Origin of the sequence: Novipirellula methanifontis (assembly GCF_052161655.1) — a bacterium.
In the GTDB taxonomy this organism is placed as follows: Bacteria; Planctomycetota; Planctomycetia; order Pirellulales; family Pirellulaceae; genus Novipirellula.
Map to the genome: position 1 here is coordinate 6,690,168 of NZ_CP197418.1, position 23,215 is coordinate 6,713,382.

The 23,215-nt window shown below is 53.5% G+C and carries 26 protein-coding genes; 15 read left to right on the top strand and 11 right to left on the bottom strand.

Going from position 1 to position 23,215, the window contains the following annotated elements; all coding sequences use genetic code 11:
* Positions 1-10: 10 nt before the first annotated feature.
* From SH528x_RS24150 to SH528x_RS24160, 3 genes are all read right to left on the bottom strand, one after another.
* Entirely contained in the window at positions 11-550 is a 540-nt protein-coding gene (locus tag SH528x_RS24150) for a methanogen output domain 1-containing protein (protein WP_442506010.1), read from the bottom strand.
* Between the two features lie 502 nt (positions 551-1,052).
* Entirely contained in the window at positions 1,053-1,916 is an 864-nt protein-coding gene (locus SH528x_RS24155) for an MBL fold metallo-hydrolase (RefSeq protein ID WP_442506011.1), read from the bottom strand.
* The gene (locus tag SH528x_RS24160; RefSeq protein WP_442506012.1) at positions 1,913-3,094 is read right to left on the bottom strand and encodes a thiolase family protein; all 1,182 of its coding nucleotides are present in this window, start codon (positions 3,092-3,094) and stop codon (positions 1,913-1,915) included. The genes SH528x_RS24155 and SH528x_RS24160 overlap by 4 nt, the downstream gene beginning before the upstream one ends.
* A 190-nt stretch (positions 3,095-3,284) precedes the next feature.
* Here SH528x_RS24160 and SH528x_RS24165 point away from each other — a divergent pair, with 190 nt between their 5' ends.
* Positions 3,285-4,985 (top strand): AMP-binding protein, encoded by a 1,701-nt coding sequence (locus SH528x_RS24165; protein WP_442506013.1) that lies wholly within the window; start codon positions 3,285-3,287, stop codon positions 4,983-4,985.
* Between the two features lie 726 nt (positions 4,986-5,711).
* On the opposite strand, the gene SH528x_RS24170 is transcribed toward SH528x_RS24165, so the two are convergent.
* The gene (locus tag SH528x_RS24170; RefSeq protein WP_442506014.1) at positions 5,712-7,538 is read right to left on the bottom strand and encodes an alpha-amylase family glycosyl hydrolase; all 1,827 of its coding nucleotides are present in this window, start codon (positions 7,536-7,538) and stop codon (positions 5,712-5,714) included.
* Positions 7,539-7,740: 202 nt separating this feature from the next.
* Between SH528x_RS24170 and SH528x_RS24175 the strand changes: the two genes are divergently transcribed.
* Positions 7,741-8,367 carry a hypothetical protein gene (locus tag SH528x_RS24175; protein WP_442506015.1) on the top strand — a complete coding sequence of 209 codons (627 nt, stop codon included), beginning with the start codon at positions 7,741-7,743 and terminating at the stop codon, positions 8,365-8,367.
* Here the strand turns inward: SH528x_RS24175 and SH528x_RS24180 are convergent.
* Positions 8,364-8,645, bottom strand: coding sequence for a hypothetical protein (locus SH528x_RS24180; RefSeq protein ID WP_442506016.1), 282 nt, complete (start codon positions 8,643-8,645; stop codon positions 8,364-8,366). The two genes, SH528x_RS24175 and SH528x_RS24180, sit on opposite strands and share 4 nt — an antisense overlap.
* Before the next feature lie 117 nt (positions 8,646-8,762).
* Positions 8,763-9,380 (bottom strand): PRC-barrel domain-containing protein, encoded by a 618-nt coding sequence (locus tag SH528x_RS24185; protein ID WP_442506017.1) that lies wholly within the window; start codon positions 9,378-9,380, stop codon positions 8,763-8,765.
* 393 nt (positions 9,381-9,773) lie between these two features.
* Here SH528x_RS24185 and SH528x_RS24190 point away from each other — a divergent pair, with 393 nt between their 5' ends.
* The 13 genes from SH528x_RS24190 to SH528x_RS24250 all read left to right on the top strand — a co-directional run bounded on the left by SH528x_RS24190 (position 9,774) and on the right by SH528x_RS24250 (position 19,870).
* The gene (locus SH528x_RS24190) at positions 9,774-10,499 is read left to right on the top strand and encodes a CAP domain-containing protein (RefSeq protein WP_442506018.1); all 726 of its coding nucleotides are present in this window, start codon (positions 9,774-9,776) and stop codon (positions 10,497-10,499) included.
* 399 nt (positions 10,500-10,898) lie between these two features.
* Positions 10,899-12,353, top strand: coding sequence for a sigma-54-dependent transcriptional regulator (locus tag SH528x_RS24195; protein WP_442506019.1), 1,455 nt, complete (start codon positions 10,899-10,901; stop codon positions 12,351-12,353).
* 347 nt (positions 12,354-12,700) lie between these two features.
* Entirely contained in the window at positions 12,701-12,898 is a 198-nt protein-coding gene (locus tag SH528x_RS24200; RefSeq protein WP_442506020.1) for a hypothetical protein, read from the top strand.
* A gap of 18 nt (positions 12,899-12,916) precedes the next feature.
* Positions 12,917-13,141 carry a hypothetical protein gene (locus SH528x_RS24205; protein ID WP_442506021.1) on the top strand — a complete coding sequence of 75 codons (225 nt, stop codon included), beginning with the start codon at positions 12,917-12,919 and terminating at the stop codon, positions 13,139-13,141.
* A gap of 340 nt (positions 13,142-13,481) precedes the next feature.
* Positions 13,482-13,811 (top strand): hypothetical protein, encoded by a 330-nt coding sequence (locus SH528x_RS24210; protein WP_442506022.1) that lies wholly within the window; start codon positions 13,482-13,484, stop codon positions 13,809-13,811.
* Between the two features lie 168 nt (positions 13,812-13,979).
* Positions 13,980-14,426 (top strand): hypothetical protein, encoded by a 447-nt coding sequence (locus SH528x_RS24215; RefSeq protein ID WP_442506023.1) that lies wholly within the window; start codon positions 13,980-13,982, stop codon positions 14,424-14,426.
* Between the two features lie 684 nt (positions 14,427-15,110).
* On the top strand, positions 15,111-15,308 hold the full coding sequence (locus SH528x_RS24220; RefSeq protein WP_442506024.1) for a hypothetical protein: 198 nt from the start codon (positions 15,111-15,113) through the stop codon (positions 15,306-15,308).
* Positions 15,309-15,469: 161 nt separating this feature from the next.
* Entirely contained in the window at positions 15,470-15,958 is a 489-nt protein-coding gene (locus SH528x_RS24225; protein WP_442506025.1) for a hypothetical protein, read from the top strand.
* Positions 15,959-16,132: 174 nt separating this feature from the next.
* Entirely contained in the window at positions 16,133-16,723 is a 591-nt protein-coding gene (locus tag SH528x_RS24230) for a DUF4304 domain-containing protein (RefSeq protein ID WP_442506026.1), read from the top strand.
* Positions 16,724-16,939: 216 nt separating this feature from the next.
* Positions 16,940-17,809 (top strand): hypothetical protein, encoded by an 870-nt coding sequence (locus SH528x_RS24235; RefSeq protein ID WP_442506027.1) that lies wholly within the window; start codon positions 16,940-16,942, stop codon positions 17,807-17,809.
* Between the two features lie 154 nt (positions 17,810-17,963).
* Positions 17,964-18,542: a hypothetical protein gene (locus SH528x_RS24240; protein ID WP_442506028.1), complete on the top strand. Its 579-nt coding sequence runs from the start codon at positions 17,964-17,966 to the stop codon at positions 18,540-18,542.
* Between the two features lie 171 nt (positions 18,543-18,713).
* A complete protein-coding gene (locus SH528x_RS24245) occupies positions 18,714-19,157 on the top strand; it encodes an NIF family HAD-type phosphatase (RefSeq protein WP_442506029.1) in 444 nt (147 codons plus the stop codon).
* A gap of 164 nt (positions 19,158-19,321) precedes the next feature.
* Positions 19,322-19,870, top strand: coding sequence for a suppressor of fused domain protein (locus SH528x_RS24250; RefSeq protein ID WP_442506030.1), 549 nt, complete (start codon positions 19,322-19,324; stop codon positions 19,868-19,870).
* 105 nt (positions 19,871-19,975) lie between these two features.
* Here SH528x_RS24250 and SH528x_RS24255 read toward each other — a convergent pair whose 3' ends face one another.
* The 5 genes from SH528x_RS24255 to SH528x_RS24275 all read right to left on the bottom strand — a co-directional run bounded on the left by SH528x_RS24255 (position 19,976) and on the right by SH528x_RS24275 (position 22,883).
* Positions 19,976-20,464 (bottom strand): general stress protein, encoded by a 489-nt coding sequence (locus SH528x_RS24255; RefSeq protein ID WP_442506031.1) that lies wholly within the window; start codon positions 20,462-20,464, stop codon positions 19,976-19,978.
* Positions 20,461-20,685, bottom strand: coding sequence for a zinc ribbon domain-containing protein (locus tag SH528x_RS24260; RefSeq protein ID WP_442506032.1), 225 nt, complete (start codon positions 20,683-20,685; stop codon positions 20,461-20,463). The genes SH528x_RS24255 and SH528x_RS24260 overlap by 4 nt, the downstream gene beginning before the upstream one ends.
* Positions 20,686-20,895: 210 nt before the next feature.
* The gene (locus SH528x_RS24265) at positions 20,896-21,549 is read right to left on the bottom strand and encodes a hypothetical protein (protein ID WP_442506033.1); all 654 of its coding nucleotides are present in this window, start codon (positions 21,547-21,549) and stop codon (positions 20,896-20,898) included.
* Positions 21,550-21,748: 199 nt separating this feature from the next.
* Positions 21,749-22,231, bottom strand: coding sequence for a pyridoxamine 5'-phosphate oxidase family protein (locus SH528x_RS24270; RefSeq protein ID WP_442506034.1), 483 nt, complete (start codon positions 22,229-22,231; stop codon positions 21,749-21,751).
* 82 nt (positions 22,232-22,313) lie between these two features.
* A complete protein-coding gene (locus SH528x_RS24275) occupies positions 22,314-22,883 on the bottom strand; it encodes a type 1 glutamine amidotransferase domain-containing protein (protein ID WP_442506035.1) in 570 nt (189 codons plus the stop codon).
* Positions 22,884-23,215 lie beyond the last annotated feature (332 nt).

Below are 23,215 nucleotides of genomic sequence, written 5' to 3' on the forward strand. Positions count from 1 at the left end.
GGCTCGAACTTTAAGCTTGTAGATACTCACGACCATCAGCCGCCATTGCATTTTCCGTCGGCCGCAAATGAACCACAATCGTACAACCGGCATCACCGCGGGCGATTGCTTCTTCAATCACGACTTTGGCATAGCCGAGATTTTCAGCCGCAATCACGCCAAAGACATTCGATGTCATCATACATAGTGACGGACGGCCAATCACCTTTTCAGCAAAGGGACACGCTCGGTTCTTCAGCACAATCTTCTCATCATCTTGTTGGACGATGTAAAAGTCGCCTTGGATTCGCCGCTTCAGATCGACCAACACGTCGGCGACTTGGTGACGATCGAGTTGGTCGACCTGCAGAGCCGTGCGATACTCTTCGTTGATTTGGTCGCCGACTCGTTGACCAACGATACTGATAAACCCGGCGGCCTCTTCAAGCCCAACGACATCTTGCAGCGTCCCCGACAGCTCGCGGATCAGCGTCCGTAAAAACACGTCTCGCTCAAGCGGAAGAGACAAGTTCTCAATAATGGGCAATTCGTTCATCGCGTGGTCCGACATGGTACGCCTCCGGTGGTGACCTAAACGAGGGGGAACAAATCTTGCGTGCCCCGCGTGGTTGGGGCTTGGATTAATGCAGTGAATTGTTAGAGAAGAGCAAGTCCCCCGTGATCATTAACGATTTGCGTCGTTTTAAGCACAATAAATTGGACTCGATTTGGCCGCGTACAGCAATCCAATTTCTTCGTTGTACCAAGTAAATGGAACGCATAGTTGCAATAAACAGTACCGTGTGGGGGGGCACACCGAGCAGCGAACAGTTTGGTGTGCAGCAGCGTGAGCAAGTGACGCGGGGATGGATTTCAGATGTTAACTATCAGCGGTGGGTGGCAAGGCTGCTGACAATGCGCGTGCTCACAACCGCATACGCGCGTCGTGGCTGACTCGCCAAATCCAAAATTCGCGATCCGACCGATGGATGCCAAAGTCACGCGGCATTGGGGATGCGATATGAATGCTTCCGTTCGTAGTGTCGACACAACGCATTTGCCAAAGCGGGTCGCTATCGAGCCAGCGACGTGACCGGATCCGCTTGCAGTTGCCCAGCGGCGTCGATGCTAAGCCGCGCCGCTGCTACGTTAGGATCGTGAGAGAAAAGCATTAGCCGCTCGTGCTCGACGATATCGCGGATCAAGCTTGGTTTCAAACGGCGAACGATCAGTGGGAACTGGTCATACGCCAATGTCCAAAACGTTTGCAAATGAGCCACCGTGGGACACAAATCGGCAGCGTAGATCGCCGATTTCCCCTCCGACTGCAACTTCACCATTTGGTGGCCGCGAGTATGTCCCCCGGTAAGTGAAACTGTGACACCGGGTTCAACTTCGGATTTGCAATTCACCCATTGCAACAATCCGGTTTCTGCTAACGGAAGGAAGTCGTCTTGGAAGTAGGACCCGGCCAATTCAGGAACGTCACCGACGCCGTCGTCCCACTCAACCCGCTGGACGTAGTGTCGAGCTCGGCTGAACGTGGGCCGCAACCGCTGATTTTTGTCGCGATAGGTGCATCCGCCAGCATGATCAAAATGCAAATGAGTCAGGATTACCCAATCGATATCGTCAGGGGCGATTTGGTGTGCCTTCAGATTGCGAACTAACGGTGCCCCCTCTTCCATCGCGTAGCGACGACGAATTTTGTCAGGTGCCTTGCTGCCGTACCCGCAGTCAATCAAACCGAGAGAGGTGGGCGTCCGCACGACAACACAATTTGTTTCAACCAAGATTCGGTGTTGCTCGTCGGGTGCGGCGACTCGTTCCCAGAGCATCCGTGGGACGACTCCGAACATGTTGCCCCCATCGATCCACAAACGCCCGCCGCTGACAGGCAATAACTGCATCTCACCGAGCGAAATCCATGACGTCATGGCGAGACCTCGGTGTCGACCAGCATCGCGACGGCGTTTCCTCCGCCCAAACAGAGCGCCGCCACCCCCAGCCGCCCCCCGCGTGCCCGCAGTGCATGCAGCAGAGTTACCAACACCCGAGTTCCACTGGCACCGATCGGATGTCCAATCGCAATCGCACCGCCGTTGACATTGACTCGGTCCACAGGGACCGCAAGTTGGCTCAGACAAACGAGCATCTGCACTGCAAAGGCCTCATTGATCTCGAACAGATCAATTTCACTGAGCGAATGGCCCGATTTACGGACGACATTCAAGACCGCTTCCACCGGAGTGACAAACAATTGAGACGGTTCACTCCCGGCGGTCGCGGATGCCACGATACGGCAGAGCGGCCGTTGGCCCGATCGTTCACTGGCGGATTGATTTCCGACGACGACCGCTGCGGCACCATCGCTGATCATCGAAGCATTGCCGGCGGTTACAGTCCCCGCTGGGTCGAATGCAGGCTTCAGTGCGGACAGACGCTCAAGCGTGCTGTCGCTGCGAGGGCCTGAGTCACGCAGCACCGTTGACTCGCCCGACTTGCCGGGAACGACCACGGGCACAATCTCCTCGTCGAAAGCACCCGAATCGATTGCCTGTGCGGCGCGTTCATGACTTTGCAACGCGTACAAGTCCTGTTCGGTACGCGAGATGCCGCGATCCTCCGCCAACTGGTCTGCGATTTTGCCCATCGCGCTGCCGCTGAACGCGCAGGTCAATCCGTCGTACGTTAGTGAATCGAGCAAATTACGATCGCCCACCTTGGGTGCGTCTCGTGGCAATACCCAGCCCGCCCGACTCATGCTCTCCATTCCCCCGGCGACAATCACATCGGCATCGCCGCATTGGATTGCCTGAGCCGCCAACATGACTGCCTTCAATCCCGAACCGCACACTTTGTTTACGGTAAAGGCAGCAACCGAGTTTGGCAGCCCCGCGGCGATCGCCGCTTGTCGCGCGGGTGCCTGGCCGACTCCGGCCGTTAACACTTGCCCCATGATCACTTCGTTTACGGCCACAACCGATAAACGCGCTCTTTCGACCGCTTCACGCACCACAACCGAACCGAGGACGGTAGCCGGCAGCGACGCAAAATCACCTTGAAAACGACCCATTGATGTCCGGCAAGCGGACAGGATATAGGCGTCCATCATTGGAAGACCTCAGAATAACTGGACTTTAAGAGCGATGTCCCCCTGCAAATTCACACGTTGAACTTCGCTTTCTATCTGAAATTGTACGTCGGCAATCCATGGGACAGCAAAAGATTTTGTCCACAATTGATCGTCCCACTCTGCTGAAACTCGCTTAGAATAGAAGCAACTCGAAGACGGGAGTTCACTCATGTGCGCCGCTCGAAATCAAAGCAAAACGTCAACACCCTGGGTCGATGGGCTAACAATCGGTCAGGTTCTTAAAGAAACCTCGCTCCAGCATCCGCAAAACGACGCGTTTGTCTTCTGTGACCCGTCGGTCCGCATGACTTGGTCTGAATTCGACAACGCAGTCACCCAAGTTGCTCGGGGGCTATTAGCTCTCGATTTTCTACCAGGCGACCATTTTGGCGTTTGGGCCACTAATGTTCCGCAGTGGGTACTGCTGCAATTTGCGACCGCGCGGATCGGCGTCGTGCTGGTCAACATCAATCCATCCTACCGTACCCACGAACTGAAGTACGCGCTCCAGCAATCCGATGTCCGTGGGCTGGCTTTGATCGATCACTACAAGTCGACTCATTTCCTAGAAATACTGAACGAGGCCTGTCCCGAACTTGCGTCGTCGACAACGGGAAAATTGCACAGCGAATCGCTACCCAAGCTGCAGTGGGTGATAGGGTTGCGAGGCAAGCCGCTTCCATACGCAGTAATGTGGGAAGATTTGTTGAGCCGCGCGGAGTCGGTTCCTGTTCAGCGGGTCGAGGATATTGCCGAAACGCTCGATTGCAACGACGCAATCAACATCCAATACACATCCGGCACCACGGGGCATCCAAAAGGAGCGACGCTGTCACACCGCAACGTGTTGCTAAATGCGTTTTACTCGGGCGCGTCTCAGCGGCTGAGTGAGAAGGACCGAATTTGTTTACCAGTGCCACTGTATCACTGTTTCGGTTGTGTATTGGGAACGATGTGCTGCATCGTGCACGGATCGGCAATGGTGTTTCCTGGGGAAAGCTTCGGTGCTGAGGCGACTCTGGATGCAATTGAGCAAGAACGTTGCACCGCTTTGTATGGTGTGCCGACGATGTTCATCGCCCAATTAGAACACCCAAGTTATTCGGGCCGCGATCTGACATCGCTGCGGACCGGGATCATGGCGGGAAGTCCTTGCCCGATCGAGCTGATGAAACGTGTGACCGGAGACATGGGTGCCGCTGAAATGACGATCGGCTATGGACAAACCGAAGCCTCGCCATTGATCACTCAAACTCGTACCGATGATCCAATCGAACTGCGAGTCGGCACGGTGGGACGCCCGCTGCCGGGGTTTGAAGCGAAGATTGTCGATCCCGACACGAACCAGACGCTTCCCGATGGCAAACAAGGTGAATTTTGTGGCCGCGGCCATGGCGTGATGCTCGGCTATTACAACATGCCCGACAAGACCGAGGCGGTTATCGACAAGGACGGCTGGTTACATACTGGTGATTTAGGAATGCGGCAACCCAACGGCTATTTCCGTATCACCGGTCGGCTGCACGACATGATCATTCGCGGCGGCGAAAATATTTACCCGCGCGAGATCGAAGAACGTTTGTATGAACACCCTGCCGTCGAAGACGTTCAAGTCGTTGGTGTGCCGGACCGCCGGTTTGGCGAAGAGGTGCTGGCGTGGGTCAAACTCAAAGCGGGACACGATGCGTCCGAAAGAGAATTACGAGAGTTCTGTGCTGACTCGTTGGCTCGTTTTAAAGTGCCACATTACTGGAAGTTTGTTGATCGTTTCCCAACCACCGTGACCGGGAAAATCCAAAAGTTCAAAATCCGAGAAGAAGCGATCGAGGAACTCGGGTTGCAAGAGGTTGCCAAGATCCAAACCGCGTAAGCTCGGATCAAAGCACGATGACAACGCCGCTCCGGATTCCATTGTCGCACGGCTTTCCAAGCCGTTTGCGTGCCTAAAGTTTGACCACCGAAGCGAGGATCATCTCGCTTCCTACATACGGACGGTGGATCGTAACGGTTCCAGCTTGGAAAGCTGGCCGACAATGGAGACCGGATTCCATTGTCGCACGGCTTTCCAAGCCGTTGGCGTGCCTAAAGTTTGACCGCCCAAGCGAGGACCATCTCGCTTCAAACGTACGGACGCTTGATCGTAACGGTTCCAGCTTGGAAAGCTGGCCGACAATGGAGACCGGATCCCATTGTCGCACGGCTTTCCAAGCCGTTGGCGTGCCTATAGTTTAACCGCCGAAGCGAGGACTATCTCGCTTCAAACGTCCAGACGGTTGATCGTAACGGTTCCAGCTTGGAAAGCTGGCCGACAATGGAGACCGGCTTCCATTGTCGCACGGCTTTCCAAGCCGTTGGCGTGCCTAAAGTTTGACCGCCGAAGCGAGGATCATCTCGCTTCAAACGTTCGGACGGTTGATCGTAACGGTTCCAGCTTGGAAACCTGGCCGACAATGGAGAGCGGATTCCATTGTCGCACGGCTTTCCAAGCCGTTGGCGTGCCTAAAGTTTGACCACCGAAGCGAGGATCATCTCGCGTCATACGTACGGACGGTTGATCGTAACGGTTCCAGCTTGGAAAGCTGGCCGACAATGGGGCCTACGGCTTTGAAAACACCAGCACGGCGTAGGGGCCGAACGACAATTTCGCGGTCGCGGGCAACCCGTCACGGTGCACCTCTTCGGCAACCACATCATCGACATCCTTGTCAGCGAACGCTTCACTGTAGCCCTTCCAATCGGAATTGAAACGCAGCTTCCAGTGCCCTGCATCCGGAAATCCGATCTCATATCCGTCCCACGAACGGTGCGAAAAGTTCGCCAACACTACCACGTCCCCATCGGGATCTTCATCATCCGGACGTACAAATGCGATCACCTTGTCACCATCGTTGACATGATGCGGGTTGATATGCTGTCCCAACAGACCATGCGAATTACCGTCCAGATTCAATCGCAATCGAATTAGATCGCGAAACAGTTGCTTGATCCCTTTGAATTGATCGGCACGATCCCAGTCGATCGGATCGGTGTCGTCGAACCAATCGTCCTCGAGCAACTCTTGACCTTGAAACAGCATTGGAATTCCCGGAGCGGTCAGGGCCAATGCCGCCGCCAGCACTGCTCGTTTCTGAGCGTGGAAACTCTCTGGGTTTTCCGGATCAATCTCTGAGGGAACTCGCGCTTTACCGTTCGCAACTTCGTCGTGTGATTCGCTGTAAATCACTCGCTGCATCGCGTCGTCGTTGTAGCGGTGGCACAACGCGTCACGCACAGCCCACATGTCTCGATGGGCATCATCGATCTGCTGAACCGCTGCACGAATCGGATGTACAAACGCGGCATCCCACTGCGTCGAAAAACCAGCACCGCCATGATCGTGCGGCTTCGTCAGCCAGTTGTTCTTCTGCAAATCTTCCGCAACGAGCAAACAATTCGGAAACTGTTCAGCGAGGTCTCGATTGATCCACTGCATCAATCCCCAACCTTCGCTGATGTCGTCATCGCCGATCCCGCTGACCGTGCGAATGTAGGCCGTCATGTCATAGCGCAACCCATCGACATGGAAATCCTCGAGCCACATTTTCGCATTGTCATAAATGAATTGCCGGACCTCGCCGCGACCATAGTCGGGCCGGGTATCACCCCAGGGCGTCGAGGAGCGATGGTCATTGTAGAAATAGATACCGCCCTTGTCGTTTTCGCTCCAGCCATCGAACCGCCACAAATCCAAATCGCTCGGACCAAAGTGGTTGTAAACAACATCCATCACGACGGCAAAACCTTCAGCGTGAGCTTTCTTGACAAAGTCTTTGAGCGCGTCCGGACCTCCATATGCACTTTCCACCGCAAAAATGTGAGCCGGGTTATACCCCCACGACAAATCTCCGGCGAACTCCGATACAGGCATGATCTGCAACACATTCACACCCAACTGCTTGAGGTGGGGAAGTCGCTGCAGCGCGTCCTCAAACGACCCGGGCTGATCATCATCGCTGCGATGGAACGTACCGATATGCATTTCATAAATAACGATTTCGTTGTGCGGAGGCATTTGAAAATCATCGTCTGCCCAATCATAAGCAGAGTCATAGATGATGCCTTTGCCCACTGAATTCGTGACTTCGCGTGCATAAGGATCGATGCGATCGAAAACCTGATCTCCGTTAGTGATCTGGAATTTATAGCCTTGGCCGATACTCGCCGAGCTGACATTGCCGTACCAATAGCCGTTGCCTTCGGCCGTCATTTGATCACGGTCACCCGACCAGTTATTGAAATCACCGATAACGCTGACTTGATTCGCATGCGGAGCCCAAACACGAAACGCAACTCCGTTTTCGTGAGGGATTGCCCCCATGCCAGTCAATTTCGTTTGTTCAGCTTGAGCGTTGGACGAAGACGATGGCGAAGTAGCGATTGACATCAATGTTCCTTGAAGGTTGGAGATGCATGAGAGCACTTGAAAAAGGGGATGGTGGCCTATCAGCAAAGTGCGTGCCGAATCCAACGCTTTGCAACAATCGACTTTCCACCAGCTCGACGAAGTTGCTTGCTACAGATACAGTAGCGTCAAAAATGTTTACCGATCACGTGCAAAACGCATCACGATTCTTGTGTCCCCGAATATGAGTGCGACTCTTTCGACACCGCAACCAACCGTCCAATATCCAATTGAAAAAGTAGTGCTGATACCGGGTTTCTGCGAACCACGTTTTTTGTTGTGGCCGTTGCAGCATTCGCTGCGGCGGCATTGTGATGATGTCAAACTGTGGCGAGATCGCATGGTGTTTCGCAACCTCGACAGAAGCGTTGCTCGTTTAAAAACGTTGTTAAAAGAGCCGCGGTCGGGAGGATCGATCGCTTTGGTGACTCACAGTTTTGGTGACTGGGTGGCGAGGCGGGCGATCGCCGAAAGTCAATCGCACCCGGTGTCGGCACTTGTTTCGATTGCCCCCGTCTTTCGCGCGGGCTTGGTTCCGACGTTGCTGCACCAAACCACATGCAACCTCATTCCCGAAGTCGCGGTAATGGGCGATCCGGTGCGAGCAAGCTGCAACTCACACCTGGACCAACATGTCCGGCGGCTTGTCATTTGGGCAACCGTGGATGCATACGTGCGCCCTGTCGATTTCGATGTGGCCCCATTACCGACAGTGCACCGTTTGACGGGGACGCATATGTCAGTTGCGATGCAACCGAACTCGCTACGTTTAATCGAGCAATTCTTGTTCGCCCCGACCGCATCCCCTTAGTCGACATTCACGTCGACGCCGCCGTTACCGACATTAACATCAACGTCATCGATCGCCTCGCGAATGTTTTCACGACGTTCTTGGCGCCGCTCGACGCGGTTTTCGCTTGGAGCGTCGCCAGCATCGATATCGATATCAACGCCGCCATCGGGATCGGCAGCCGCAGGAGTCGTTGTGCCGGGACTGACCGCACCTGACGTGCCTCCTTGTTCGACATCGCAACCAGCGAGACCAAGAGAGACCGCGACAAACAAAGCGGAAAATAGTGGATTCTTCATCGTAATACCTTGAAACAAATGGAATTGAGAAAGGGAGGTGTTATCGTGAGCACAAAAAAATCGCCACGAGTGAACAGTGCCCCTCGTGACGACTGGCGTAATGATCGTGGAATCGTGTTATTGATCGCTGTCTTTGCGATTCACTCGGTTTTCGCGGTTGGCTCGGTTTGTCCGATTTTCCCGCAGCATGCGATCTTTGGCGTCTTCGTTACGATTGACACCGTATCGCTTGTCGAGATCGCTAGCCCATGTTCGGTCAGCCATATTCGGCCAATTGTCGTCGTCGAAACCTTGCTGGCCTTTGAGCTGTTCTTGGGTGACGTTCAAGACCAAGACGTAATCGTCTGAGTCGATTTCATCGCCATCGTCAAGTTCATCAGGATCGACTTGTACCTTGAATGCTTCGAACGGGACTGCGAACAACTTATTGCCCATGCCGAGGAACCCACCGTACGTGACGGCGGCATAACGGACTTTGCCCGTGGTGGCGTCAAGAACGATGTCCTTGATCTCACCGACGCTTTCTCCTTGTGAGTTTTGAATGTTGTAACCGATCAACTGGCTGACTCGGATATTTGCACCGCGAGTCTTTTCATCAAGACGCCCTACGTTGGCTCGGTCCTGCGACCGTGAAACGTTTCGATCTTTGTTTGTGACTTCCTGTGCCGTAACTGTGCCAAGCGAAAGCATGGTCAACGCGATCGTCAAAATCGCATATCGCATTGTTGTTTTCATGAGTTTTCTCCAAGTAACAAAAATGGGAACGTGCAAGGGAGGGAAAGCTCACTCCGCTGAGCAAGCCGATCGATTCCGATTCCTGTCACGCACAACGCAGTTTCTGAATGCATTTCGTGGACCAATCATTGCAGTCGAATTACGCGAAACCGAAGTTGCGAAGAGTTGACTGTAAAAGATCGTTCCGTGATTGACTCATGAAGCCTATGCGCTTGCAGGTGAATCTCAATCAACCACGTGGTTGATTGAGAATCGCTCACGCTGGCACTACGTCAAGCAACATCACGTGAAAAGGTCTGGCTCCATTCGCAGGCATAACCTGGCGCAGGAATTGCGACGCGAATTGCGATAGCGTTACTCCCAACATCCTTCACGAAGCCAAAGGTGCTTACGATGCGACGAATCCAACTATGCTTGCTTGTCCTATGCGGTGCACTGTGGTCGTCGCGAGTCGAATCAGCAGATCCAGCGTCAGCCGAGACAATGGTTCAGCAGGTGAAACAGGCAATCGTAAAGCAGACGAACGAGTTTCGCAAAGAGCACGAGCTCGACGCGGTCACCGGTGACGAAAACCTGATGAAGTGCGCATCTGATTTTGCAAACTTCATGGCGAAAACAGGTAAGTACGGACACAACGCTGATGGAAAAACGCCTGCTCAGCGTGCCAAAGAGGCCGGCTACAAATATTGTGTCGTCCGCGAGAACATCGCCTATCGCACCAATACCGGCGACGTCACAGCCGAAAGTCTGATTGATATCTTTGTGCAAGGATGGATCGAATCCCCGCCCCACCGCGAGAACATGTTGGCGGAGTACGTCACCGACACTGGGGTCGCCGTCGCGACCACGGACGACGTGACCTATTACGCAGTACAGTTGTTCGGCCGCCCCAAATCGCGAGCGATTCAAATCAAAATCCGCAATGACTCTACTGAATTGCAAACGTTGGTGAGCGAGGCAAACGACAGCCAAGATGAAATTGAAATGCCACCCCGCACGATCATCAAGATGACTCGCTGTTTCCCTACAACTCTTTGGCTGAAAGACACCGAGTCCGAATTGCGATTGACCGAATCCAGCGACTTAGTGCTGACCGATGAGGGTATCAAACGCGAATAGAACAGCGAGGCGTAAATTGCTGTCGCAACGCTACTAGGAAAACAATTCGCCCAGTCCCTATTTCCCTATTTAACCAGCACACTTGAGCACGGGCGACAGCAAACGGGAACAGAGCTTGGGCGATTGGACACTGAAATTTCTCCGGTTCCGCGTGCAAAACCCGCCTTGCTTGGGGGAACACGCAACCACTTCTGGAGGCTTTTTACGGCATTGATGTCGTTATGAGTGCGATTCTGTGAATTCCCGGCACGCCAGTTGCGTTCGTTTTCAAATCAGCCTGATCGACAATCAACCTTACTAGCATGTAGAATCTTGGAATCACCGATGGATGATCGCGTCGCAACTCTCAGTCCCGATACACAGCCCACACCAACTCCTAAGTCTAAGTGGTCAAAGCCCATGCCTAGTGTTCTGGTCATTGATGACGACCGTGCAATTCTAGCGTTGACAGAAAAGGCACTGTCAACGATTGCCGATGTGGAAACCGCAGCCACCGCCAAAGAAGGTCTCGACAAATTGCGTGCCGGTGCGTTCGACACCGTGCTGCTAGACATTCAGTTGCCGGACCAAAACGGGCTGGCCGTCTATTGTGAAATCCGCGAGTTTGATCGTCGTATCCCGGTCGTTTTCATGACCGTCGAAGCGGCCAGCAGCACGGCGATCGAAGCGATGCAATTGGGGGCTTTCGATTACATAGGGAAACCGCTCTCGGTCGATCCGCTTCGTGATCTGGTTGAAAAGGCAATTGAGCAACGACAAATCAGTAGCGTCCCGGTCGCGATCAGTGCCGATGACAAATCGCCACGCGAATCAGGCGAGCTGTTCATTGGCCGGTCTCCAGCCATGCTGGGCGTTTTTAAAGCAATCGGCAAAGTCAGCAAACAAGACGTTCCGATTTTAATCCGTGGTGAGAGCGGGACGGGCAAAGAACTCGTTGCTCGCGCGTTGTATCAATACAGTCACCGCAGTGACGAAGTTTTCTTGGCAGTCAACTGTGCGGCGCTTCCCGACAACTTGCTCGAAAGCGAATTGTTCGGACATGAAAAGGGTGCGTTCACTGGCGCGGAGTCGCGACGGATTGGCAAGTTCGAACAATGTAACGGCGGCACGCTGTTCTTGGACGAAATTGGCGACATGGCTCCTTCGGTGCAAGCCAAGGTGTTACGAGTGTTGCAGGAACAGCGATTCGAGCGAGTCGGTGGCAACAAAGAACTGACGACCGATGTACGCATCATCGCAGCGACGAATCGCCCGCTCGAGCAGATGGTCGAGGACGGCGATTATCGTGAAGACCTGTTGTATCGCTTGAACGGGGTTACGATCGAATTGCCGCCGCTTCGCGAACGACTCAGCGACGTCCCGGCGTTGGTTCAATTCTTTATGGCACAAGCGAAGAAAGAATTCAACAAACCCGATCTGGAAGGCCTATCCCCCGACGCTGCCGTATTGTTCGAGGGCTACCATTGGCCGGGAAACGTGCGTCAACTGCGAGCAGTGATCCGCCGCTGTGTGCTCGACACGGTGATGCCAGTCATTACCCCGGATGGGCTGCCGAAAGAGATCACGCGTGTCAAGGCAGCGGACAACGCACTTGGCGGTGCTCCGGCATCTACTGAAACGTTGGACGGAGCAGGGCTTCCGCAATTAGTCAAACGGTTGTTGGCAGAAAAATCGACTGACCTCTATGCCGAAGCGACTCAGTACATGGAAAAGTACGTGATCACCGAAGTGCTTAAATCGACTGGCGGCAACCAAAGCCAGGCCGCCGAGATTCTGGGCATCACACGCGGGAAACTGCGCGACCGAATCACAACGTTCGACATCTCGTTGACCAGTAACGTGCAAATCGGTTAGTTCGACTGTCCCATTTTGTGAGCCGAACGCGTTAGCGTCGGGCCGCGGCTCGGTAAAAGGTTGGCAAAATAAGGCCCGCGGCTAACGCCGTCGGCTCACAAATACGGGGAAAACAAAAAGTAGGACAGTCGAATTAGCGGGCTGTTAATTTAGTGAGCCGTGACGCGTGAGCGGCCGGGTCCCACGCGTTACCTGGTGCCTTACGGCCCACGGCTCTCCGCTGCGATTTACATTTCGATTAAATCAAAAGCCCGCGAGCGGTCGTCAGGGCTGATAGTCGAGGTTGCCCGTAGTGGACGAGGCAATGGGCACTCGGACATGTCAATCTGGAAACCACGACGATCTACGTGCATATTGATCGCCCCGGCGAAGGCATGCTTCCGAGTCCGCTGGACCAAATCGAGTCATCCGCGACCCCCGATCCGACCGCCGCCATCGATTCCAAACTCAATTCAAAGCCGATCAAAACACGCGAGCTTAAACGGGCCGGATTTCTGAGATTGCATTTCAAGCCCGAGTACGATTCGGCAGGCGAGTTATTGTAGAGCCGGGTAACGATCGGGGTGCAAAACGGAGATCGCCCGATTTATTTCACTGGTATCACCGCGACGATGGAGCGACCGGGGTTTGTGACGCTATCGATTCCGCCCGAAGAGCAGTGGAGCGAATCAATCCGCTGGCTCACCCGAGAGCAGCAAGAATGCTTCGCCACCGCCGATTTTTTCAAGATGTTACAAACTCAAATCACTTGCCGGTATTTAAAACTGCCGCCGCATCCCCAAGAGTAACCGGCAGCACTTGCAGTTGCTGATCTAAGAATCGGCTGCAAATAATCGCTTTGCAAGTCAACTGGCTGAGAATTCACACGGAGGGGAGCGGCGAATCTAAAACCCGTTCGCCAATCCGAAAGAATTTGCAGCAACGAGGTGTACCTCGCAGCCAGAAATGGAATAAAATCAGAAAAACCAAAATCACGAGCTTACAGTGTGGAGCCTCGCCACGATAAAGTACGACACGCTGTCGTACATAACCCCGTTAGACGCCCCTAGTTCAATGAGATTCTTAGCCGCAATCTGCTTGCTCGCGTTGATTGGTTGTGGTGAATCTGCCCCGAAGCCAATCGCGTCAATGAACAATTCTCAACCGCCTCGACTGACTGACCCGGGCATTCTAACGGAACTGCCTGACGAACTTTCGTACTTGACTCAACCGGCGCTCGAATATGGCCGCTTCCAATTCGACGACCACATATTCGACTTCCTCGAATCGGCAACGCCCCGACAACTGGACGAGTTGGCAGCAGTTGCAGAACGCGTACGGATCAATGACCACTATCCGGATGTGAACCGTTTCCTCGACAAACATCCAATTACGGATCAAGAACAATCGGCTTGTCTCTACTTCCTGTTCTTGGTGCTCGACTATGCTGATTTGTCGTTTGAGCCTCCAGTCGAATAGCAGTGGCCCGGGGCGGCTAACATGGTTTTTACGCTAGTCGCTGCGCGATCACCTTCGCTCTTTGGCAACGGACGTTCGCATTGGTACAATCTCACTTACTCAAAGTCATTCGCTTCGTTCGCGGCGGTGACGTAAAAACCTTCCGTTGGCCGTCACTCTTCAATCGTTGTGCTTGACCCTCAATCCATCCATTGGCGATTCGCTACGGGAAATGCGTTTCGCGCACTCGAAACGCAAGTCCGCAAATTTGACTTTGCCACTTGCGCGGACGGTCACACTTACTCCGGACTGAATCCGCAAGAATACATCGACATCATCGACGGGTTCTTGGCCGAGGACCTGGATGTTGTACCGGTCGGTAATCGTTCTTCGCTCCAAGAACTGCGCAAATTGCTCGTGCATCACATCCTTGCGGCATTCAACGTCGGATTCCACACCGCTGTTGAGGTTTGGAACAACTCAGATCGGCAGTACGGTTCGCTGGACACACCGGACTTGCACGCTCTCGCGCGCGACCGGTCGCCTTTCTCAGGTCTCAAGACGGAATGGTTTGTCGAGGGATTCTGTCAGTCATACGCTCAAACTGAGATGGAATCGTTGCGTGACGCACCGTGACGGCCAACATGGTTTTTACGCATAGGCCCTTCGCGATCACCTTCGCTCTTTGGCAACGGGCGTTCGCATTGGTACAATCTCTCGCAATTCAGAGTCACTCGCTTCGTTCATGGCGGCAACGTAAAAAACTCCCGTTAGGCGACCTACCGCAATGACTACGCCGTCCGAAATACTGGCCGATGCGGAACAGCGTTTCAACGTGCCAATCCCGACAGAGTTCGCAGAGTGCCCAAAGCGTCTTGCGGGTTATCTCATTATCTCACGCTTGTGCATTAAGCCTCGCCAAAAATGCCGCACGCTGACCGAGCGTGAACGTATTTTGATGGCACTAACTCACGGAGGTGGACACGATAGTAGAGGTTGGTCCACTACCGCAATCCGTCCACTCGCGAATCGCCTGCGACCTCGAAGTTCCGATCACGAACGTGACACAGACGCTCCACTCCTACGGGTTTTGGTGCCACGAAAAAGTTATGATTGCAAACCTCAACACTGATCCGCCGGTCGCCTAACATGGTTTTTACGCTTGGCCTTCGGCACACCTTCATTGTGTGGCAACGCGGGCTGGCCTTGGTACAATTTCTCGTAGTTCAGACGTCGCTCGCTTCGTTCAGGGCAATGTCGTAAAAACCTTCCGTTAGGCGACTCACGTTTGCCGATCCTCGAAACGCTCCTGCACTCGCCATGGACATCACCTGCATGCACTGCGACGCTGTGATCCGAATCGTTGCATGTGGCTATGGCGTGCGCGACGAACGCCTCAACTTCGAGTGCCCTGAATGCAAGAATGCCCTGTTCTCGTCTGATGGTTCAACCGTTTACGACATCGTCGGGGTGGTCACGCCCGCTGCTCGCAAGACCGAGCGTTCCACTGACGATTGAACATGGGGACCGTCACACAACATGGGTTTTACGCTGGTCGTTTCGCAATCACCTTCGCACTTTGGCAACGGACGTTGGCATTGTTACAATCTATCGCAACACAAAGTCAACCGCTTCGTTTTGGCGGTGTCGTAAAAACCTTCCGTTAGGCGACGCAGTCTATGAGCAATGGAGACCGCAACATCGTTTGGTTGCCTCCGTTGTTCACGAACGCTGGTGGTGCGGACATCATCGTGGGCGTCACGCCTGATTCCGCGTGGTATCTCAAACCGCAGTCGCCCATCGAAATCACATCTGACACGATCCACCCTTCGATCGTTCCGCTCGTGCAGCCTGGCTACGGTGGTGACTTCCACGCGGCCCGCGACCTGATCACGGCTCGCGTTCTAACTGCCGGCCTCGACGCTGAAATCGCGGTTTCATTCCCTTTCGACTTCCCCGTGCGAACCGCATTTCGCATGTCCGCGTTTTGGATGCTTCACGCTGCGGCATGGATTCCGCATCTCCCATTCGTCGAATCTCACGGTCGCGACCTGCTTCGTTTATCGCTCGACCCTCAAAACTCGCAATCCGATCGCCATGCATTCGCTCGACATCTTCGCCGCTGGGAGGCTGACAACGGCATCTCGTTGATCCAGCCGTCATCGTAGCGCATGCGTCGCACAACATGGTTTTTACGCTAGTCGCTACGCGATCACCTTCGCTCTTTGGCAACGGGCGATGGCATTGGTACAATCTCTCGTAACTCAAAGTCATTCGCTTCGTTCACGGCGGTGACGTAAAAACCTTTCGTTGTCGGTGCGAGGTCTCTTAATTTGTCGGCCGTGCTCAAAGACGTTCTCGCCGTTGTGGCTCCCCGTATTCGTGCCCACGGCTACAAAGGTTCCGGCCAAAATTACCGTCTCGCGAACGAGAACGCCGTTTCGGTCGTCAAATTCCAAAAGAGTGCCGGTGGTGAACGGTTCTACGTAAACGTTGGAATCCAACCGCTATTTGTACCCACCGAAAGTGAATCGACGGCCAACGCGAAGAAGATCAAAGTACCGGAATGCATCTTCCGCACTCGTCTTGATCCACCGGACAACGACATGTTCGGCTGGCCATATTCGGTTGATCTTGCTGTGCAACTTGCAGCCAAATTCGATGAGCTCTATGCCACCTTCGTTGAACCGTTGATGACGATTCCGGGGCCGATCACAGAGGCTTCGGTAAGCGACTTTGATGAAGAAGTTGTTCATCCGCTATTGGGCGCTCGCCATGCCCGAAACTTCTTGCATTTCGCCCGCATCTCGTTTGCACGCGGTAACAACTTGAAGGCTAGCGAGTTCGCGCTGGCCGCTATCGAAATTTGTCCTCAGCGAGCGTCCTCACTTCTGCATCACCTAAAGGAAACGCTAAACAGCGCGTCTGCGTAGCACAGCGACCGACAACACAGCATTTCCGCAAAGGCCCTTCGGACACGTCTTCGACTTTTGTTCAACGGGCGCTCGCGTATAATCGTCTAATCGTTGTTCGACGTATTCCCCTTCAGTTAGGGTCGGCGTCGGCAATGCTACCCGTTAGGTGACTTAGATTTATCGAATGGAAGACTCTCTATCGCCAATCCCCGATGCTATCGACGTTCGCGAACTTTGCCGCGTCCCAAATGGGAAGCGATCGCTTCGTGGGTCGCGTCGAACGTGGAGTCCATTTCACTTAACGAATATTGGACGCAAATTGCTCGTGACTGGCTCGCTCGACTCGCTCAATCGTTACCACGCGGTTACGCCGTTCTCGAGTCGCCAGAATTCCTGCTGCTCGCTTCTGACGAATCACTCGGCAAACGATTGCTTAGCTATTCCGAGCGTGCCCGGCGCATCATCCTTACGACACTCGACGGCGTCGCGAGCAATGAGGGGCACGGGAAACATGTTGTTTTGCTTTTCGCTGATATCGAAAGCTATTACGACTACGTAACCGACTTCTACCCCGACGAAGGCGAATTCGCTTTGTCTGGCGGTATGTTTCTCGACGTTGGGTACGGCCACTTCGCGGTCTGCCCTGCTTATGGTGATGATTACGAAAGAGTGATCGCTCCCGAACTAAATCACGCGTTATTGCGCCACTTGCCTTTGCCTTTGTGGCTCAACGAAGGTGTGACTCAGGTCATGGAGGACGTCGTGCAGGACTCATCATATTTCATGATGGATCACGAAATACTCCGTCGCCATCGTGCCTACTGGAATGCCAAAACTATCGACATATTCTGGTCGGGCGATTCATTTTACGCTCCTGACGAAGGGCAGGAACTCAGCTACCACCTGTCTCAGGTCCTGTTTCGCAATCTGATGTCTGACTATCCCAAGGCGGTAAAGGAGATTCTCATCAATGCAAACTTTGTCGACGCTGGAAATTCGGCGTTCGTGGACTCGTGCAATATGCCACTTGCGGAGCGGGTTGCTCAATTTCTGGGTGATGGTCCTTGGGCGCCTCGCGACAATTACGTCTTTCCCGATGCGTAGGGTCGCCTAACATGGTTTTTACGCTAGTCGCTTCGCGATCACCTTCCATGTTGCGCAACACGGGAATTTTGCTGTTAAACTGTTTGGCAAATCAGAGTCACTCGCTTCGTTCAGGGCGGTGACGTAAAAACCTTCCGTTAGCCGCTCCGAGATCATGTCGATTCACGCGTTATCTCTGCATCCGGCTGACCCCGACTTTCGTCCGCCACCCGATTTTGCAGACCAACTACGCGTTCTCAACTTTCTCGGCGACGAGTTCGACTACTTCGGCGATGTCCGTTTTCGCCCCGGCGCTTCGTTCTTTGACCTGATCCGTTTTGAACGGACGCACAACGTCGTCGAACTCAAACCGACTGTCGACGGTCTTACTGAACTTCCGCCACAAGACAGCAGAAACTTTGTACAAATCGAACTCTCTTCGTCGGCTGAAACGGGTGTGATGTGCGGTTGCAACATCCGCGATCCATTGTGTCCTGTCTGCGCAATTCCGCTGGGCGATTGGGGCGAACTAATTGGCACGTGGCACGACACAAATGCACCGTTCAATTGCGCCAAGTGCGGCCACCGTTGTCCAATCCCCGATCTCAACAGGCAACATGTCGTCGGATTTGCACGTTACTGGATCACAATTCGACAAATCTACCAAGGCGAGGCCGCACCGGCCAATCAATTCCTCGACTCGCTCGCCGATTTGGTCGGTTGTGATTGGCGCTACTTTTGGTATCACCTCTAGCCTGACACGCCGGGCGGCTAACATGGTTTTTACGCTGAGGGCCCGCAGGCACATCATCTTTGTTTTTTCAAGCCTCGCTCAGCTGGTAAACTTGTCCGTTGTTCAAACCGCCGATTCATTGTTGGGGCGGTGACGTAGAAACCTTCCGTTGTGTGACGCTAGTTCAATCCAATGCAACCACTCACCACGATCGCGTTAGACCTTGAGGGCACACTCATCTCGAACGCAGTGAGCCAATTTCCTCGGCCCGGCTTGAACGCGTTTTTGCAATTCTGCCGCGACAACTTCAAAAACGTCTACATTTACACAGCGGTTCCTGATTCCACGTGCGTTCCGATCATTCAAACGCTTATCGACGATGATTTTGCTCCGGCTTGGCTCGCCGATATTTCGTTCGTGCAATGGGATCGCAGCGTCAAAGATTTGACCAATGTCCCCAACTGCGATCCTGACGCATGCCTCCTGTTGGACGACAACTGCGACTACGTCGTCGATTCCCAGATCGACCAATGGATAGCGATCGACAAATTCCAATCGCCGTACCCCGACACCGACTCTGAACTTGCGCGTGTTCAGAACGTAATCAGTGAACGTCTCTCAAAAGGCAAGCCGTAACGGCGATTCATCGCGTCCCACAACATGGTTTTTACGCTAGTTGCTTCGCGATCACCTTCGCTCTTTGGCAACGGGCGGCGGCGTTGGTACATTCTCTCGAAATCCAGAGTCGCCTGCTTCGTTTCGGCGGTTGACGTAAATCCTCCCGTTGGGCGACTCAGCGTATGGACTACAACGCGTTTTACCGCGAGCTCTTTGCTCCGCTTGAGTCGTCGATTGGCCCAATCGACCCTAACACGATCGTTGCGATTGTCGGATTCGACGCTGGCGGCCCGCTCAACTTTTCGACGATCGGATATTCGGACAAGTCCACTCTTGCCACATTCGTTTCCTGCGAACTTGCCATTCACCCAGAACAAAGACCAGCGTCATTTGGACGATACGAACTCCTGACCTCCTGCAACGACGAGCGATGGGTACGTTCAACACTTACCGAGCTAGGCCACGCTACCACCGAATTCAAATTTGGACATCGACATACTTTAGACATCGGTGTGTGGGTCGAATCTGATGCTCCATTTCAGGGGCTTCTACTCGAACGCGAATCTACGGCCCAGATTGATGGCAAGAAATACGGTGTCATGCGCGTTATTGGCTTAACTCGCGCCGAGTTGGATTTCGCCGTGAAGAAGAGTGTCCCTCAACTCATCAAAAAACTCAAAGATGCCGGCGTCTACCCAAATACGATTGTGAAGCGGGAATCCGTCGTGTAGTCGCCTAACATAGTTTTCACGCAAAGTCGCGGCGGTCGCATGGATGCCTTCGTTGTATCGTAATACGAGACAATCCCTGGTTTAATACTTTCGTTGTCAAGAGCTTTAAGCGTGAAATTGTTCAAGCGATTTCGGCGGCACTGTCCTTAACATTGCTGCCGCTTCATCAACTCGAATTGAGTCTCCGGTGATAATAATTAACACTGCGCCGCCGCGTAATTTTGCCTCGTAATCTGCGGCGACATCATGATCAACGTTCCAGCGGCTGATTGCACTCAGCAGGCTGCCGCCCACCGCGCCGGCCGCCATGCCAAAGATTGGACCGACGACCAACATCGGCCCCATCATGGTCATCGTACCAAGCGCGGCCCCCAAGGTTCCGCCCGCCAGCGTGGAAGCGGCGGTTGTTTTTTCCCCTGACAAGGCGTTCTCATTCGCTTCGGTCGCTTGGCGTAATTCCGCAAGGTTCTCGTCCGAGGCATGAGTCACGATCGAGACCTCGTCCGGAGTAAAGCCTCCCTTTTCCAGAACTTCGATTGCCGTACGAAATTTCTCGTTGTTGCTAAACTCAGCGATTAAACATTTTTCACTCATCGACGGTCATCCTTAATCTCGGGCGCATTAGGCTGCAGCGACTCATTTGACTCGCCCGGAAAGTCGACCTGCGAGTGCCGCGTTGGGGTGATATCACCAGGGTGTTCGACGTAAATCTTTTCGCCGCATTGTGGGCACGCGACGGCTCGGTCATCGACGTGTTTTCCGCATTGGGGACACGGCACTTGATTCAGTGGCGCGTTGTCAGTTCTGGCATCCATCAAAGTTCCTCATTCTTATCAACTGTTATCAAAAACACCGTCGTATCACCTTCACGAGAAGCTTTTGCACAATCGCTTGCATGACGCCCAGTTGCGTAGCAAAGGGGCAGGGGACTTCGCGTCTGCTTCTCTGCATAAACGGCTAAAATCTGCCGAAACTCTTGGCGAGTTTCGCTACTATGCTTGTCGCAATAAGACGCAAAGGGCGTCTCAATAATCAATGCGTTCATCAGCGCCATTGAAGCGGGCGTCATATGCAATCTGAGCCAAGTAGTCTTTCAATGCGACCACTTCGTTGGAGTCAAGTTTATCTTGAATCGACTCAACCGATTCACGCATCAGATCAACCATCCGCTGGACTTTTAGATAGTCCGCACGACGGTAGGTATGCCCAGGGCTACTACGTTTTGCTAACGTTTCTTCGATCGGTTTTCGGTAAGGCTTCAGTGCATCATGATCCAGCGGCCTTGGCCAATAAACCTGCCCGGTTTGACGATCAATCTGGTTTTTGGACAATCGATCTGGCGCCGCCTGTTTAGCCAATCGCCGTGCCTTCTCGTCATCAATCGTGCCCCTTGCGTTGGGCTGCGATTCGTCTCGCAGCTCTCTCAACTCGTAATATTGCTCGACACTCTCTTCTCGATTTTGCAAACGCAGCTCGAGAGCTCTTTGCAACTGCACCGCAGACATCGATTGCAGCAACGCTCCTTTGCCGAGCCCGCGGGCATAGTCACCGCTGGACTCTAGAATATCCCCTTGTGCAGTCGAAGCACCATCATCATAGCCAAACAGCCCGTCATCGGCGAAAGTCGGCCCCGCGATGAGAAGTGCTAACGCAATGGGGGTCAGTCGTAAAACTCGCATGATCGGGACTCGCAAAATTGGGTGAAATTGCAAACAAACCGCAGCGAGCGGCACGTGAGAATTTTGAAAACACAATTCTCACACAGCTCACTCACCGCTAACAAATACGATTCAAAGCAAACCGCGTTCCAGCAGAGGAACGACAATGTCGTTTCCAACCGTCAGCGGCTTTATTTGAAGAAATGCGTTACATCGATCGTTACATCGATACTGCGGCATTGATCGAAGCATCCTTTTCAGGCCTATCGCCCTGCAAGTACGCCTTGCCCGCTTTGACAAGGTACTTCAATCCGGTCAATCCCGCGTTATCCCAGTACTCGCCGCGAGTCGGTTCGACTCGAAGCAGAACAAGCGACGGACTCGTTTTGCCCTCGGGGAACCAGACCTTCCAAGCTTCGTTCCACAATTCGTCGATTTTTGCCTGATCATCAACGGCGTGTGCCTTGCCCGACAACGATACGAACTTGCTCGATCCCTGCATGGTCACGGCAACGTCTTCATCGAGCATCAGATCGGCGACTTTTCCAGAGTTTCGATCTGTTACAAACCACAAATCTCCGTCATCTTCCACTTGAGCCACCGCCATCGGACGAGCCGTCAACGCACCGTTGACTGCTCGCGTGACCAGCATGGCTTGATCGAAATCGTCGATAAGTTCGATTAGTTTTTTATGTATGTCCATTGAATTATGTTTACTCTTTTCTGAAGGGTGCATTTGTTTGTTTTGCCCAATTATTGGCGGAATTGAGTGCCGCCTGATCGCCTTACGACACCGTTTGTTTGGCGTGCTTGCCTTCGGCAAACTCTTCGATCGCCTTGTCACAAAAAGCGGGCAAGTCATCGGGGTTACGACTGGTCACCAGCCCTTCGTCGCAAACACACTCTTCGTCAACCCAATTTGCACCGGCGTTTTTGAGGTCCGTTTTTAGACTGGGCCACGATGTCACTCGGCGTCCGCGAACCACATCTGCTTCGATCAGCGTCCAAGGGCCATGGCAAATCGCAGCGACCGATTTATGTTGCTTGAAGAAATCGCGGATGAAGCTGACGGAATCGTCACACATTCGCAGTGCATCGGGGTTGGCCACACCGCCCGGTAAAACCAGTCCATCAAAGTCTTCGGCAGAAACGGAGTCAACTGCCTTATCCACCTTAAAGGTGTCCGCTTTCTCGTCGTGGTTCATCCCCTGGATCTTGCCCGTCTTCGGCGACACCAACACGACCTCAGCGCCTGCGTCCTTGATGGCTTCCCACGGCTTGGTGAGTTCAACTTGTTCAAAACCATCGGTGGCGAGAAACGCGATACGTTTACCGTTAAGTGTCTGTTTGCTCATTGCTATCTCCGTGTCGAGTTGAAATTTTCATTTGTAGCCCGCTCAGGGGCCAACAAATTGGGATGCAGATTGCATGCCGAGAAACCCAAAACCAAAATCCGATAGAGCAACCGAGTGAAAGCAGATACACTCTAAGTAGCCGCGAGCCATACCTCAGCCTGACCGCGAACCAACCAATCTGACCGGTTTCCTGCCAGCCAATACAAGTCATCAACAATCGAGTGCCAAGGGGGGCGAACTTGCACCCTCACTATGCCAACGTGGAGTGGATTTTCGCTCCTAAACATGGACCAATTCGTCGGAGCCGATCGACGTCGACCTCTACAACTTTC

Bases quoted from the DNA above. Each gene is read 5' to 3' on its own strand.
- SH528x_RS24195 (WP_442506019.1), top strand. From the start codon at position 10,899: ATGCCTAGTGTTCTGGTCATTGATGACGACCGTGCAATTCTAGCGTTG.
- SH528x_RS24160 (WP_442506012.1), bottom strand. From the start codon at position 3,094: ATGATGGACGCCTATATCCTGTCCGCTTGCCGGACATCAATGGGTCGT.
- SH528x_RS24245 (WP_442506029.1), top strand. From the start codon at position 18,714: ATGCAACCACTCACCACGATCGCGTTAGACCTTGAGGGCACACTCATC.
- SH528x_RS24220 (WP_442506024.1), top strand. From the start codon at position 15,111: ATGGACATCACCTGCATGCACTGCGACGCTGTGATCCGAATCGTTGCA.
- SH528x_RS24170 (WP_442506014.1), bottom strand. From the start codon at position 7,538: ATGTCAATCGCTACTTCGCCATCGTCTTCGTCCAACGCTCAAGCTGAA.
- SH528x_RS24240 (WP_442506028.1), top strand. From the start codon at position 17,964: ATGTCGATTCACGCGTTATCTCTGCATCCGGCTGACCCCGACTTTCGT.
- SH528x_RS24225 (WP_442506025.1), top strand. From the start codon at position 15,470: ATGAGCAATGGAGACCGCAACATCGTTTGGTTGCCTCCGTTGTTCACG.
- SH528x_RS24255 (WP_442506031.1), bottom strand. From the start codon at position 20,464: ATGAGTGAAAAATGTTTAATCGCTGAGTTTAGCAACAACGAGAAATTT.
- SH528x_RS24165 (WP_442506013.1), top strand. From the start codon at position 3,285: ATGTGCGCCGCTCGAAATCAAAGCAAAACGTCAACACCCTGGGTCGAT.
- SH528x_RS24270 (WP_442506034.1), bottom strand. From the start codon at position 22,231: ATGGACATACATAAAAAACTAATCGAACTTATCGACGATTTCGATCAA.
- SH528x_RS24155 (WP_442506011.1), bottom strand. From the start codon at position 1,916: ATGACGTCATGGATTTCGCTCGGTGAGATGCAGTTATTGCCTGTCAGC.
- SH528x_RS24210 (WP_442506022.1), top strand. From the start codon at position 13,482: ATGAACAATTCTCAACCGCCTCGACTGACTGACCCGGGCATTCTAACG.
- SH528x_RS24250 (WP_442506030.1), top strand. From the start codon at position 19,322: ATGGACTACAACGCGTTTTACCGCGAGCTCTTTGCTCCGCTTGAGTCG.
- SH528x_RS24265 (WP_442506033.1), bottom strand. From the start codon at position 21,549: ATGCGAGTTTTACGACTGACCCCCATTGCGTTAGCACTTCTCATCGCG.
- SH528x_RS24175 (WP_442506015.1), top strand. From the start codon at position 7,741: ATGAGTGCGACTCTTTCGACACCGCAACCAACCGTCCAATATCCAATT.
- SH528x_RS24260 (WP_442506032.1), bottom strand. From the start codon at position 20,685: ATGGATGCCAGAACTGACAACGCGCCACTGAATCAAGTGCCGTGTCCC.
- SH528x_RS24185 (WP_442506017.1), bottom strand. From the start codon at position 9,380: ATGAAAACAACAATGCGATATGCGATTTTGACGATCGCGTTGACCATG.
- SH528x_RS24180 (WP_442506016.1), bottom strand. From the start codon at position 8,645: ATGAAGAATCCACTATTTTCCGCTTTGTTTGTCGCGGTCTCTCTTGGT.
- SH528x_RS24190 (WP_442506018.1), top strand. From the start codon at position 9,774: ATGCGACGAATCCAACTATGCTTGCTTGTCCTATGCGGTGCACTGTGG.
- SH528x_RS24150 (WP_442506010.1), bottom strand. From the start codon at position 550: ATGTCGGACCACGCGATGAACGAATTGCCCATTATTGAGAACTTGTCT.
- SH528x_RS24275 (WP_442506035.1), bottom strand. From the start codon at position 22,883: ATGAGCAAACAGACACTTAACGGTAAACGTATCGCGTTTCTCGCCACC.